At 46.9% G+C, this 14555-nt stretch carries 13 protein-coding genes; 2 read left to right on the top strand and 11 right to left on the bottom strand.

What is annotated here, in order from left to right; genetic code table 11:
* Nucleotides 1-2: 2 nt before the first annotated feature.
* From SPICA_RS04950 to SPICA_RS04905, 10 genes are all read right to left on the bottom strand, one after another.
* Nucleotides 3-1178, bottom strand: a complete 1176-nt coding sequence (locus SPICA_RS04950; RefSeq protein ID WP_013968437.1) for an ROK family transcriptional regulator — start codon at nucleotides 1176-1178, stop codon at nucleotides 3-5.
* Nucleotides 1175-2515: a GH1 family beta-glucosidase gene (locus SPICA_RS04945; protein ID WP_013968436.1), complete on the bottom strand. Its 1341-nt coding sequence runs from the start codon at nucleotides 2513-2515 to the stop codon at nucleotides 1175-1177. The genes SPICA_RS04950 and SPICA_RS04945 overlap by 4 nt, the downstream gene beginning before the upstream one ends.
* 174 nt (nucleotides 2516-2689) lie before the next feature.
* The gene (locus tag SPICA_RS14735) at nucleotides 2690-3622 is read right to left on the bottom strand and encodes an LEA/WHy family protein (RefSeq protein WP_013968435.1); all 933 of its coding nucleotides are present in this window, start codon (nucleotides 3620-3622) and stop codon (nucleotides 2690-2692) included.
* A 79-nt stretch (nucleotides 3623-3701) separates the two neighbouring features.
* Nucleotides 3702-4475, bottom strand: coding sequence for a P-loop NTPase (locus SPICA_RS04935; RefSeq protein ID WP_013968434.1), 774 nt, complete (start codon nucleotides 4473-4475; stop codon nucleotides 3702-3704).
* Between the two features lie 122 nt (nucleotides 4476-4597).
* Entirely contained in the window at nucleotides 4598-5833 is a 1236-nt protein-coding gene (locus SPICA_RS04930) for an NAD(P)/FAD-dependent oxidoreductase (protein ID WP_013968433.1), read from the bottom strand.
* 2 nt (nucleotides 5834-5835) lie between these two features.
* Nucleotides 5836-6576, bottom strand: coding sequence for a YeeE/YedE thiosulfate transporter family protein (locus SPICA_RS04925; RefSeq protein ID WP_013968432.1), 741 nt, complete (start codon nucleotides 6574-6576; stop codon nucleotides 5836-5838).
* A gap of 10 nt (nucleotides 6577-6586) precedes the next feature.
* Complete coding sequence (locus tag SPICA_RS04920; RefSeq protein ID WP_013968431.1) at nucleotides 6587-7111, bottom strand: YeeE/YedE thiosulfate transporter family protein; 525 nt, start codon at nucleotides 7109-7111, stop codon at nucleotides 6587-6589.
* 10 nt (nucleotides 7112-7121) lie between these two features.
* A complete protein-coding gene (locus SPICA_RS04915) occupies nucleotides 7122-7349 on the bottom strand; it encodes a sulfurtransferase TusA family protein (RefSeq protein WP_013968430.1) in 228 nt (75 codons plus the stop codon).
* Nucleotides 7350-7628: 279 nt separating this feature from the next.
* Nucleotides 7629-9068 (bottom strand): sigma-54-dependent transcriptional regulator, encoded by a 1440-nt coding sequence (locus SPICA_RS04910; protein WP_013968429.1) that lies wholly within the window; start codon nucleotides 9066-9068, stop codon nucleotides 7629-7631.
* The gene (locus SPICA_RS04905) at nucleotides 9065-11320 is read right to left on the bottom strand and encodes a cache domain-containing protein (protein WP_013968428.1); all 2256 of its coding nucleotides are present in this window, start codon (nucleotides 11318-11320) and stop codon (nucleotides 9065-9067) included. Before SPICA_RS04905 ends, SPICA_RS04910 begins: the two co-directional genes overlap by 4 nt.
* A 168-nt stretch (nucleotides 11321-11488) precedes the next feature.
* On the opposite strand from SPICA_RS04905, the gene efp reads away from it, so the two are divergent.
* Together efp and SPICA_RS04895 are read left to right on the top strand one after the other, a co-directional pair.
* Nucleotides 11489-12052 (top strand): elongation factor P, encoded by a 564-nt coding sequence (gene efp / locus SPICA_RS04900; protein ID WP_013968427.1) that lies wholly within the window; start codon nucleotides 11489-11491, stop codon nucleotides 12050-12052.
* A complete protein-coding gene (locus SPICA_RS04895; protein WP_013968426.1) occupies nucleotides 12045-13358 on the top strand; it encodes a methyltransferase in 1314 nt (437 codons plus the stop codon). Before efp ends, SPICA_RS04895 begins: the two co-directional genes overlap by 8 nt.
* 38 nt (nucleotides 13359-13396) lie before the next feature.
* On the opposite strand, the gene SPICA_RS04890 is transcribed toward SPICA_RS04895, so the two are convergent.
* Entirely contained in the window at nucleotides 13397-14467 is a 1071-nt protein-coding gene (locus SPICA_RS04890) for a 2-hydroxyacid dehydrogenase (protein ID WP_013968425.1), read from the bottom strand.
* Between the last annotated feature and the right edge of the window lie 88 nt (nucleotides 14468-14555).

The raw sequence follows: 14555 nt of genomic DNA, 5'->3' as shown, positions 1-14555 counted from the left end.
CCTTACCAGCCCGGCAGAGCCTGCAGGTAGGCCAGGCCGGTACGTTCCTTTCCCTCATGAATAGGACCTGCAAAAATATGCCGATGCACCATGGCCGCTGCACCACGAACAGCAGGCTTTTCATCTGAAGAAGCAAATTGGATCTGAATCTGCCGGGGCAGGTACTCCTGGTAAAGCCAGGTTGTTTCTATTGCCCGGTCAAAGGCCTGTTGCAGTTCTGCCCCATACCGTTCAATACCTCCACCCATATACACGAGCTGAATATCCAAAAAATTAGCGAGATAGGCCATACTACCCGCGAGATCATGTATAAAAAGAGATCGCCGTTCCGGGTCAGACCGCATAAGAGTAAAATAATCACAGGTGTTTCGGCCGAACTGCCCCGGAATGTCAGGGTTTGCATAAAGGTTCTTGAACTCACCAGCTGCAAATCGACTTCCATAATAGATTTTTTCATGTAAAACCACCGCAGTTCCTATACCGATCCGGTCATAGCGATCTTTATCCTGTGGATTTTCGATAAACTCGCAGAAGGTATAGATAAAGTTATCCAACTTTGCTCCAGGTCCCTGATAAGGCCAGGAGAGGACCTCATAACAGCAACATTTAGCATCATTATCAAGAAATACGGGAACACCGAGCTGATCTTCCAGAGCTTTACCGAGGGCCAGTGGAGCTTCCTTGGCTCCCAGGGTAAGACTGAAGAGCAAAATACCATGAATAGGATCTACCAGTCCGCTTAAGGCAATACCAACCCCCATAAGCGGTGCTTCTGTCTGAATCTGCAGATTTTTCCGTGCAAGCTCAACCGCTGTGAGAATATCCTTCAGAAGATTACCCTTTCCATGCCGGTACATGATACCCGAACCAAGTTCTCTACCAAGAGGGCTGAGCGCTCCATACTTTATAAACTCACACTGGACTTCAAGACCAATAGTATATCCAGAAGTATCAGAAATAAAGAGAGGAATCTTCTTCCGACCTGCCTGGTCTGAGCTTTCTTGAATTTCCTCTCCCTCTTCTACCAGACCGTTTGAAAGGAGGTATTGAACAATCCGACTTACGGTTCCCCGGTCAAGATTCAGAAGTTCCGCTAGATCGGATCGACTAAGTCCCGGTTGTTTATAAAGGATCGACAGTATCCGAGACCCATAATATTCATTTTTGCCTTCTATCATTCACCATACCCTGCAATAAGATCCCGGTAGTAATAGTAACTGTCTTTGGGAATCCGTTGCAAGGTACTGTAATCAATATAAACAATACCAAACCGTTTTGAATAGCCATGGGCCCATTCAAAATTATCGAGGAGGGACCAGAGGAAGTAGCCCTTAAGGGGGATACCCTCGTCCAGTGCCTGTTTCATGGCAAGGAAATGGTCCCTGAGATATGCAATGCGGCCAGCATCATGCACCCGTTTTTGACCATGTTCATCAATAACGACCACATCCTTTTGGGCACAGCCATTCTCGGTAACATAGAGCGGTATACCGCCCGTTTCCGCGCTGAGCCAGCGTAAATGTCGGACAAAGCCCTGGGGAACGATAGACCAGCCCATATCGGTCTTTTCTTGCCAGGTTGGCATAAAACGAATATGGTCTTCTGTCAGTTCATCCCAAGCTACGACGTTTTCACTGTAATAGTTAAGCCCTGCAAAGTCGATGGGAGATGCAATAATGTCCAGATCCCCCGGTTGTTCCGGAATCGTTATACCTGCTTGTTCGAGGAAACGGCGGGGATACCCATGACCACATACAGGACCGGTGAACATGCGGCTATCCCTCTCAATAGCAATTTCAGCGGCCAGCCTATCCTTTTCATTCCGAGTTGCAGGCCGGTGCACCATGATATTCCAGGTGATACCAATAGTCCCTGGTTTACCCGATTCCCGGAAAGCCCTGACCGCAAGGCCGTGGGCCAAGTTCAGGTGATGCACCGCCCGGACAGCTGCGTGTTTATCCTGAATACCCGGAGCATGGGCTCCCATTCCATAGCCTAAATAGGCTGAACACCAAGGCTCATTCAGGGTAATCCACTGGTGAATCAGATCCCCCAATTCGGTAAAACAGGTACGGGCATAGGCTTCAAAGGCATAGGCTGTTTCCCGGTTTTCCCAGCCCCCTTTATCCTGGAGAGCCTGGGGCAGGTCCCAGTGATACAATGTAGCTACCGGTTCTATTCCTGCTTCCCGTAATGCAGTAGCTAACGCGCGGTAATAGGCAATCCCTTTGGGATTCACCGCACCCGTACCAAGAGGGATAATCCTGGGCCATGCAATGGAAAACCGATAGGCTTGAATACCCGCTTCTTTCATCAATCTAATATCTTCTGGATAGCGATGATATTGGTCGCAGGCTACATCACCGTTATGTCCGGCAAAAACCTTGCCCGGGATCCGGCAGAACCGGTCCCAGATGCTTTCACCCCGGCCATCCTCGAATGCAGCCCCTTCTACCTGAAAACTGGCTGTAGCTGTACCCCAAACAAAATCCCGGGGAAAATCTAACTGTGACATAACCTGAACCTCCCGTTAAGCTTTATTTCTATTTAATTGTAATTTTTCAATTATTATCTGTCAAGGGGCCCGACTGATCCACAATGGGCTTCGCCGGGCCACGCAGGGATCCGCACCACTTCAGCGGCCTATGGGTATACTATTTTATAGGATTGACCTCGCCCACTGAAGGGCTTACTCAATAACCGGAGAATTTCCCGCTCGGTCAAAGGTAAAGGGAAAAACAGGAAGGTAGGAAAAGGGGGTTCCAATCGTGACATCCCCATGGAATCGGTATTGTACCGATTTAAGGGCAATAACCTGGTCCAGCAAATCCCGTTTCATATTGATGAAGTTCATCAGGAGGTATATATCCTTTTCCTGCGCTTCGTTGCTTGCTATGGTTCCAAGGTCCGCCATATTGCCATCGGCCCAAAAGCGGCCATTTCCATAAAGTTCATAGGAAAAACGGGACAGACTCAAGGGAAAGGGGTTGGGGTTTTTTATAAGGATGCGAACCTTGAGCCGGGTATTAATCAGTTCTGCCCGTTTTACCGCTATACTGATGATTTGCACCTGGGGCTTATAAATACGGGGGAGCGGTATGGTTATAGTCTGGTCAATTTTTTTTGGCTCTCCCCGTGCATTTTGGAGAAGCGATACCACAGTACATGCTATGGTTGCAGTCTCTGTACCCTCAGCTTCCGGTGAATCTGCGGGATGCTCAAAAAGAATATTTTCCAGGGGCACCTTAAAGCTTATAGTCCCGGAAAGGCTGGAAGAAGCATCTAAGAAAGGGCGGCCTTCTGTCGGTGGAGACCATTGTATCGTTTCCGGTTTCAGAATTCGATCCTCATCCTTCCGGTATAGCGTTGCCTGCAGATCAAGATTTTGTATTTCATACCGATCATGTCCCGGATTATCCAGTAGAAGCGGAATTTGCAATAAGACAGCTGCCGGTACATTTGAATTCGCTGCAGCGGAGCCAAGCACCGGGTTTCCAAAGGAAAATGCAGGAAGCGGCTCTGGAGTCGTCAGGGATGGTGGGGTGTCATTTTTTTTAACCGTTGTACAGCTTATACTTACAAGAACCGCATATAACAAAAAGCAATGATGTTGTCTTTTCATGGATACCCCACAGTGACCAGAAGCTCGCCTGAAAATCAGGAACCTCCCACAACCATGAGTTGTGAGAGGTCCCCATGCGTTATTGTAAGGATATCATAATATTTTGTACAAGACTATCAGCAGTAACACGTAAATCTTGAGGCAAATCATTCCAGAGGAGGGCGCCCCGCTGAGCCAGTTCCTGCCGCCAGGGGAAACGGGCCAATACCGGCAGCTGGAGCGTATCCCCTTCCCGAGCCTGCCCTTGGGCAAAGAGAGAAAATTCAGTACCACAGTGGGGACAAATCATAGATCCCATGTTTTCGACCATACCAAGCACTTTTACATCGGTTTTCAGTGCCATTTTAATCGATTTTGCAACGATCATGGAAACAAAATCCTGGGGTGTTACCACGACCACAATGCCATCCAGGGGTAATTGCTGAAATCCGCTTAACACTACATCGCTGGTTCCCGGAGGAAAATCTACCACGAGGTAATCCAGTTCGCCCCACTCAACGTCTTCATAAAATTGTTTGAGGGCACCAGCAAGCAAAGGTCCCCGCCAGATAACCGGTTCGTCCTCATCGGGTAAAAACATATTTACCGAAATGACCTTAATTCCCTGATCTGCCTCGAGGGGGAATATTTTTTCACCATCGCTCTCGCCCTTAAGTCCTTCGATACCCAGAAGCCGCGGGATGCTGGGACCGGTCATATCCGCATCCAGGAGGCCCGTTTTATACCCCCGGGCTGCAAGAGCCTGGGCTACTAACACGCTGATGGTCGATTTACCGACACCGCCCTTACCGCTGACTACACCAATGAGGTGCTTGATATTCATCTTTGAGAATTTCTCGATTTGTGCACTCATAATAGGTTCATTATGAGCATATGACCATTTTTGTCAAGGCAAAGAAAAACCCCCGAATCAGAACTGACCCGGGGGTTTCGTTTCAAGCGTGGTTTCTTCAGGGTTTCCTGCGAACCAGCTGCTTATGCATATTTTGCAATCATCTGGGAAATCATTTGTTCCAGATTACTCAGATCGGTTACATTTTCCAGGACCTTTCCATCCTTCATGAAAATAAGGGAGGGGGTCTTGGTATAATCCAAGCGGCAGGCGATACGATCAGACTTATATACATCAATCCGTCTGAGCTGGATCTTATCCTTGTGTTCCCGCTGAACCTGTTCTACCCTGGCCAGGAATTCCCGATCGAGAGCTTCTACTGCGTTATACACAAAGGCCATGATGAGCCCTTTGGCTTCGAAAATTTCCCGCTGTACATATTCAAGCTCTTCCACATACTTTTCAGCCATAAAGCCCGCAATGGCACCATCACCAACAGCGGTTGCAACCTGACGGAGGATTTTATCCCGGCAGTCACCGACCGCAAAGAAGCCTTCCCGGCTGGTTTCCATGTTCTCATTGGTTTTGATATACCCCCGCTGGGTCATATCGATGAAACCTTCGAACATTTTAGTATTGGGTACATAGCCGATGAAGAGGAAACAGGTATCTACATCAACGGGAATGAGCTCGCCGGTTTTAATGTTTTTCAGCACTACCTGTTTTAAGGTGTCATCCCCCTCGAAGGAATCGACCACGGTGTTCCACATGAATTTCATCTTGGGATTAGCCAGGGCTTTTTCCTGGGCAACCTTGTTGGCATCCATAATGCCTTCATCATGAATAACCGATACGATCACTTCCCGGGCAAACTTGGTAAGGAACATCCCCTCTTCGATGGCGGCATCACCGGAACCGATGACCATGATACGTTTTCCCGTATTGCGGGCAGCATCACAGGTAGCACAGAAGGAAATCCCCTTATCATTCAGGAATTTTTCCTCATTTTTTGCACCGGTTAAGCGGGGCTTATTCCCTGTGGAAATGATGACCGCCTTCGCATAGTAATCGGTCCTGAAGGTGGAAACGATTTTCTGATTGCATTCCACCGATACAGACCGTACATCGGTCAGTTTTACATCTACCCCAAAACGGCGGAACTGCTTATCGAAGAGCTTCATGAGCTCAATGCCATCAATAGGTTCCGGGAAACCGGGATAGTTTTCAATCTCGCTGGTGTAGGTTGCCATCCCACCAATGAGAGACTTCTCGATAAGCAGGGTTTTAAGGCGAGCCCGCCCAGCATACAATGCTGCGGTCATTCCGGCGGGACCTCCACCGATAACGACCACATCATAGTGTTCTATTTTTTTCTCCATAATTAAAGTTCTCCAGCCTTTTTCTTTCCGTACCAGTCAGCTAATACATACAGCATAAAGAGCAGGCCAAACTGAACAATGATTGCCGGTACCCATCCGCCGAGAAGCTGGGGTAAATATACAGGGGCCTTCTGATACAGAATCGGATTAGCCTGAACATAGGGCAGAATCACCATACCAATAACAGAGCCGGCGATAAAGAAGATGATCGCAATCCACTGCTGAACAAAGCCTTCACCCATCCGCATCAGGGTTCCTGAAGCACAGCCGCCGGCAATAACTGCCCCTATACCGAAGAGGAAACCGCCGATTACCGTATGCACACCAACAGCCCGCACATGTCCGGGAAGCTTGGTTGCATCCTTCAGGGCATCGGTTCCCAGATTTTCAAGACCGACACCGGTGAGCTTCATCTGCAGCGCCATATACCCGATAGAAGCGAGGGCAAGGGCGATAATGACCGCCTTGGTAAGCTCTGTTGAACCGGTCAGCACCGGATCCCGCATGGATGCGGTAAAGCAGAACCGGGACCGCTGCAGGGTATAACCAAAGCCTAAACCAATCATCCAAATAAAAGCACCCTTGGGGTTCTGGGTCTGAATATACAGGCCTAAAAGCACCAGGAGTACAGCCACAATCACACCAGCAGTAAGCTGGATTTTCTGTTTTCGGGCCCGCTGTTCCGGAGTTTCCTTTGCTCGCGTTGAGGTTCTACGAATGGTAGAAGTTGTTGTATCACTCATGTCTCGCCTCCTACATAAAGTATTTTTTCAGTAATTGACTACCCACTGCAGCTCCAGCAAAGATGGAAACCCAGAAGACCCAGCCATGAAGAGAGAACGCAGGAAGGGCGGTAAAGAATGCTCCAATATTACAACCCAGAGAGAGGCGGGCACCGATACCCATGAGCAGACCGCCCAGGACTGCAGCCCAGACATTCTTCATGCTCTTAATTTTTTTAATCTTAAATTGTGTTGCTAAAAGAACAGAAAGGAAGGCACCTAATACAATACCCAGGTCGGTAATTGCTGTAGCATCTTTCCAGAAATTATATTTTGCGAGACTGCCGTTATAACCCTTCCATGCATCCGCATTAATACCGATAAACTGCAGTATTTTTCCACCCCACATGCCAAGAGGACCGGTTACACCCCAGGAACCACCGGTCACAATAACCAGGGCCAGCGCGAGCATCACTAACAGAACAGAACCCGTCGTATAGCTCCATTCTTTCTTAAAGTATTTTTCATGAAAGGGATATTTCTTTTTTTCGTCCATAGATTTCCCCTTATTTCACCTTTTCGATAATAATGTTCCATTCGCCTTCGGCGACTTCTTCAATCTCAACATTGTGGCCAACAGAACGGGCCCAGTCAGGTACATTCTTCATTGCACAGCTGTGATCAATATTCACAATTAACACATCACCAACGGCCATCTTTTCCATAGCCTTCTGAGTTTTGATAAGAGGTACTGGGCATGCTTCGCCAAGACAATCTAAGGTCTGTTCTGCCATAATAAAGCTCCTTGCAATAAAATATGTACCGAGATGTTTCGGCAAAGATATTTATGCAAAATGTATGCCAAATTACTCTAAATCAGGTGAAAACAATAATAATAAAAATAATTCTTTATAGATAAATAGATAAAGATATATGCAGAGCGCATATATCTAAAGAGCTTCAGTAGATTGATGTACGAAAATGGACACATAAGCATGGGGTGTCCGAAAACGGACGCCCAAAAACGGACATTTCAGAGATAGATGTACAGTGTACGCCGCTGGGGATTATGCTTATTGAAGTCCGTACTTTTTCATTCTCCGATCCAGGGCTTGCCGGGTGATGCCAAGGAGCCGGGCAGCGGCGGACAAATTTCCCCGGGAGGTTTGCAAAGCCACTTGAATAGCATTCCTTTCGAGCTGTTCCAAATTTAATTCTTGCATCTGCATTGCCCTTAAAGACACCTTTTTCACAGGAAGATCCAGGTGTAGAGCTGGATCGTTGAAGCCTGGTTCAGAAAAGGTTTTAAAACAGCCACAATGTTCTGGATCAAGCCAAGCCATCAGATCCCTTTCGCTGGGTTTTCTTCCCAGGATAACAATCCGTTCCATCAAATTTTTAAGCTCCCGGATATTGCCAGGGAAATAATATTGGGAAAGGATAGCAAATAAGGTCTCATCGAGAGGTTCGACAAGTCTACCGGAACGAAGAGAGGCCTGTTTGTAAAAAAAGGACGCTAATTCTGGAATATCTTCGGAACGTTCACGAAGAGGTGGAATATACATGTCCATCACATTCAATCGGTAATAAAGATCTTTACGGAACCGACCTTGTCGAACTTCTTCCAGTAAATCCCGATTGGTCGCACCGATGACTCGGACATCGGTCGGGATTTCCCGATCCATCCCGACAGGCCGAACCCGCTTATCTTCCAGAACTCGCAGCAATTTTGCCTGCAACTCTATAGGGATTTCTCCGACCTCATCAAGGAAAAGGGTCCCACCATCGGCGGCTTTAAAAAGACCATCCCGCCTGGTTTGGGCATCGGTAAAGGCTCCTTTAGCATGACCAAAAAATTCACTTTCGAACATTTCCCGTGGTATAGCAGCACAATTCACAGGCACAAAGGAACCTGAAGATCGATTACTTTTCCGATGAATGCTCCGGGCTACCAATTCCTTTCCGGTTCCACTCTCACCCCGGATCAGTACAGAAACATCAGGAAATTGGGCAGCCCGTTCAATTTCTTCCCGTATTTTTATAATGATAGGAGATTTCCCAATCAGATCATCACCGGAATAGATCTGATCTTCCAATTCCATACATTTTTTTGCAAAACGCCGGTAATTCTGCTGAACATCCAGAAAACGGCTAATTCTGTTGATGGCCGCTTCCAGCTCCAGGCTGGTAAAGGGCTTTCTGAGATAATCAAAAGCCCCAAGCCGCAGCGCTTCAATCACGCTTTCCATATCACCATGACCGCTCATGATGATGGTTTCAATGATGGACTGTTCTGCCTGAAGTTTTTTTAAAAAGGTAAGCCCATCGTATTCCGGAAGCTTGATATCGACCATGGCAATTTGTATCGGATTTGCATGAATGATCTGGAATGCTTTAGAAGGCTTATCAGCTACATATACAGAAAATCCTTTTGACTCAAGATATTCTCCAATTTCTTCAGCCAATCGAGTTTCATCATCTAGTACAAGAACTGCTATAGGTGTATCACTCATACCAGACCGCCTGATGTATTGTCAGCAACCGGAACTTCTACAAAGGCCCGGACTCCCTGAGTTAGACTCTCAAATCGGATCGTACCACCCATCTGGTGAATAATACCATAGGATATGGATAGACCAAGACCTGTTCCCTTCCCAGGAGGTTTGGTGGTAAAAAAGGGATCAAAAATACGTTGTTCTATCCCATGTGAGAAGCCAATACCATTATCTTCAATCACGAGCCTGATCAGGCTCTGTACCAATACGGTTTGTATCCTAATTTTTCCAGGGGCTATATCTTTTAAATCGGTAACAGCGTCACCAAGTAAGCGCTCCTCCACCGCATCCCTGGCATTTGATAATAGATTGATGACCACCTGCTCATACTGAAAGGGGTTCCCTTTTACTTCCGGCAGGCTGTTGTCGAGTTCCAGCTGCACATCAATACCATGAGTAGCCAGTTGGGTCCCCATAAGCGAAAGGGCATTTTCGACACAATTATTGACAGAAAATACTGTCTGATAATCGGTTAGTCCGCCTCTCGCAAAAAGCCGGACATGCTCAATAACCCGCCGAACCCGTTCAATATCTGAAACAATGGCAGCATTTTTTTTATAGAGATATTCTTCGGTGAGATTATTTTGATCAAAACGATTCTTTATATTTTCTACAGAAAAAGCAATGGCATTCAATGGTTGGGTTATTTCATGGGCCATACCCGTAGCAAGTTCACCAAGAGCTGCCAACCGGGATTGTTGTTCTGCAATCCGTTCTCCCTCTTGGCGCCGCGCAATTTCTTCCTCAACTCTCCGTTCCAGAGTTTCGTTCAGTTCTCTCAGTTCCATTTCAGCCTTACGTTTATCAGAAATGTCTTGGGAGATTCTGATTACATGACTAATGGTTCCATCACTATCACATACCGGAACAGCTACATGTTCCCAGCATTCCTGAACATCAGGCCTGATACTATAACAAGCATCATAGGATTCGATATTCCCCGAATTAAAGACCCGAAGCAATAACTCCCGTTCCATGTCGAAAAAACCTGAGGTATAGGAATCGAGATAGTTATCCTTAAGCTGGGGGAACCGCTGAAGGGTAAGCTTATTCGCCCAGAGTACCTTATGATTTTTATCCACATAATACACGATACCAGGAATACCCTCAACGATAGCCTGTAAAAGACTCTCCCGCTCCCTGAGGGCATCGATAATGGTATTCACTGCATGGATAATTTCCTGATACTCCGCCGCTCCATGCCGAATCGAGCCTCGAAAACTTACATCGCCGGCAATGATTTTTTCGGATATTTGATGAGTCTTGGCCACCACCTCATCCAGGGGGCTTAAAAAACTATTCATAGCAAAAAAGCTCGAAGCAACAAGCGAAATAACCAGAACCAGCCCTAAAAGAAAGAGTTGTTTTTGAATAGAGGCCAGCGCATCAGAAAGGGGTATTTTTTGAAGTTCTGCTTTGATAAAGCCAATAACTGTTCCTGAATAATCCCGGTAAGGGTATAACCCAACCGCCCGGGCATGACTGCAATCAAGAGAAAGTTGGGGCTTACCTTCCCTCAGATTTTCAATTAAACGATCTGCCGTAGGACAACGGGGTTTATCTAAAGTTCCAGCTACGAGACGATATTGCATTGAATCTTCAAATACAAAAATATAATATTCGCCTCCGTACTTCTTTTTAAGGCCTTGCACAAAAAGAGTTCCGAAATCCATGCCAAATTCAACAGCTCCAATGAATTCCCCATCCATCCAAAGAGGCATAAGAACCCGTAACCCTAAACCATCACGACCACGTTCCATGCCCTGTACTTTCTCTTTCTTAGCTAACACAGCCCGTACCATAGGACGGAGATCTAAAAGATTATCACCATAATATTCAGGATTATGCATCCTTAAAAAGGAAGTCCCGTTCGGAAGATGAAAATGGAATCTCACTACCCGCTGCTTGAGAGGTTCATATTTATCTTTTAAGTAATTGTATAACCCCAGCCGATCCCTTTTTGCAAATAACGAAAGTAGCCTCTGGTCCTTGACCAGATAGTCCAGGGTCAGTTCAGCACTGGCAATTTCATCTTCGATTGACCAATGGATGGTATCCCCAAGGAGGCGGAATGAATCCTGCTCACTCGCGGTAATTGCATCGGTACTCCCTTTAAAAATGAGCAAGGCAAATAATATATAAAGTAAGAGTTGGGAGCCAACAATGATGGCGATCACTTTAAATGACAGGGGTATAAGCCGTGGTTTCATAACTATATAGTATGCCCTATGTAGGCGCTGCTTTCTAGACTAAGAACCATGAAATTGCTATAATAACAGAACTATAGATGGTGACGCTACCATACCATTACCGGCACTTCTAAACAGTATAAATCCTTTAGTAGTGCCCATATTGCATTCAAAGAAGAGAGGAACATTATGATTCGAGGCGGAGATATCGCCAAAGGAACCTGTTTATTACAGAAGGGCCAGCCCTTTATCGTTGTGGAACGAGAATTTGTAAATCCCGGAAAGGGCGGCGCCTTTGCCCGGGTAAAGATGAAGAGCCTCAAGGACGGCTCGGTGCTGACCCAGACCATTCCTACTCAGCTCGAAGTAGAAGACGCCCAGGTAGATACCCATTCCTGTCAGTATCAGTATGCCGATGCAGACTACTATCACTTCATGGACAACAACACCTATGACCAGTTCGAAGTACCCATCGCTGGCATGGAGGATAAAAAATATTACCTTAAAGAAGGGGAAACCTATGACCTCCTCCTGTGGGAAGGCCAGGTTATCGATATAAAGATTCCCTATAAGGTCGTATTTACCGTTGCCGAGAGTGAAAACTACGTTAAGGGTGATACTGTTTCCGGGGCTACGAAACCGATTGTTACCGAAACTGGGCTTACGGTACGGGTCCCCCTTTTTATTAAACAGGGTGAAAAAATCCTGGTGAACACCGAAACCAATGAATACGTTGAACGGGTGAATGACTGATCCAGTCTGCCGGGTCATACAAGCCTATGGGTCAAAAACCGTACCGCTGCGATTCAAAGGTGTGGATATAAGCCTGCACCTGTCCCATGGACTCTTCAGTTCCTACGATGTTGATACAGGGACCCGCCTCCTCCTGCGGGTCCTTTCTCATTATATTGATGAAATCACATCCCAATCAAGGACTTTGCCCCGCCGGTTTCTCGATGCCGGTTCGGGTACAGGAGTCATAGGTATTGCCCTGGGAACTTATTTTCTTAAACAGGGCTGGAGAGACTTTGTCATCCGCGCTCAAGATCGGGATGAACTGGCCCATCAGTTTACCGCCTGCAACGGTATGGAAAATAGCCTCGGATCCCCCCACCTTTCAGCCCACACCGAAGCCCTCCTCTACGACGAAGGGCCCTATGACTGGATCATTTCGAACATTCCAGCAAAAGCGGGCCTTCCTGTGCTCGAATACTTTGTCCGCCGGTCCCTTGCCATCCTTGACACAGAGGGTACCGTATTTATGGTAATCGTAGAAAAACTGGCAGAAACCTTTAAAAGCTGGATAATTCAGGCGGGAGCAGAACTCATCGAAGAAACCCAGGGACCTGAACACCGGGTCTTTGTGTACCGCAGGTCTGCGCAGGGGCTCCATGGAGCACCATACACACAGGGGGAAAGGAGTTTTTCCTGGACTCCCTATATCCGTCATCGGGACACCTATAAACTTCTGGATATATCCTACCCCCTTCAGAGCCTTCACGGGGTAGCCGATTTCGATACCCCCCATTTCCTCAACCAGTTGATGGCCACCCTTTCGGCAAAGATGAAGAACCGCCTTTTCGATGTACTACAACAGAACACCCATAGTCCCGTACTGTTCTTTGAACCCGATCAGGGCCACTTTCCACTCTGGTTCAGAAACTTTTTTTATCAGAACTACCCCGGCAGAACTATACAACCTGTCCTCGCTGGCCGTAACATACTTGCCCTGGAAGCGGCCAAACAAAACCTGCTTCCGGAAACAAAAGCTATGCTCGTACCAGCTATAGATCCGGATCTATCGATGGAAGATCTCCGTATTGCGGTGAACGGCACCTTTCCACTCATTTTTTTATTTCCCGAAATAGTCCCTCAAACTGACCGATGGCAAGCCTATTGGACAGGCCTTGAGGGACTCATGGAGACCGGTTCTATCTTTTGCATCGGAACTACCGCCACTGAAGCAGACCGTTTTGACCGTATAAAACGTACCGGCTTCCAGCGGCTCGGAGACATCAAACGCCAGGGCTATCGAGTCCTGGCGTACCAAAAGCTTTAGAAGCCTGTCGGACAATTCCGAAAAACTGCCAGGCCCCCCTAGAAACAGCGGCCCGTTTCCTTGCGACTGCAGGTCTTTTGGGTACAGCGATAACAGATTTCGTTGGTAAGATCCCCCGTTTCAAAATAGTTTTGTATATTACCCAGGGTAGTTGTTGCTATAGCGGTTAAGGCCTCGTGGGTCAGAAAGGCCTGGTGACTTGTGATGAGTACATTGGGGAACGTTAAGAGCCTGGCCAGTACATCATCCTTAATAACCGATGTGGAATGATCTTCGAAAAAGTACTCATCCTCCTCTTCATACACATCCAGGGCAGCACCTCCCAGACTGTTAGTTTTAAGGGCATGAATTAGCGCTTTAGTGTCTATTAATGCTCCCCGGCCCGTATTAATAATGATGGCATTCTTTTTCATCCAGCTAAGGCTCTTGTCATTGATAAGATGATGATTTTCCGGTGTCAGGGGACAATGAAGACTTACCACATCGCTCTGGCGGAACAGATCCTCCATACTGACATATCGGACCCCCGTTTCGGCAGCCCAGATCTCATTGGGATAGGGATCCGATGCAAGAACGTCCATGCCAAAACCCCGAAATATTTCCGCTGCAATACGCCCAATCTGACCTGTGCCGATAATGCCAGCGGTTTTTCCGTATAGGTCAAACCCAACAAGACCAGAAAGTGTAAAATTACCCTCCTTTGTTCTCACATAGGCCTTATGGATTCTCCGGTTCAGTGTTAAAAGCAGAGCTACCGCATGCTCAGCCACCGCATGGGGCGAGTAGGCAGGGACCCGAACCACGTGGAGCCGGCCCCAGATCGCTTTCAGGTCCACATTATTATAGCCCGCACAACGCATAGCCACTAATTGGACCCCACCTTCAACTAATATATCCGCCGTTGCTGCATCTAGTTCATCATTTACAAAGGCGCAAACCGCATCGTAGCCCCTGGCGAGGCTTGCGGTATCTGCAGAGAGTTTTACCGGGTAATATTTTATTTCAACGTTATAATTATTTTTATGAACATCAAAATATTCCCGGTCATAGGGTTTGGTATCAAAAAAGGCAAGCCTAATTGGCCCTTCTCGTTTCGTCAAGGTTTTCATAGAACCTCCTTGAGGATTATAATGATGACTATATTAGTCATCATTTATACGATAATTAATTATCGAATAAATGTCAAGAACCTTTTCT

This window comes from Gracilinema caldarium DSM 7334 (assembly GCF_000219725.1).
In the GTDB taxonomy this organism is placed as follows: domain Bacteria; phylum Spirochaetota; class Spirochaetia; order Treponematales; family Breznakiellaceae; genus Gracilinema; species Gracilinema caldarium.
The sequence above is the reverse complement of the archived record's forward strand: the minus strand, read 5'-3'. Positions and strand labels throughout refer to the sequence as shown.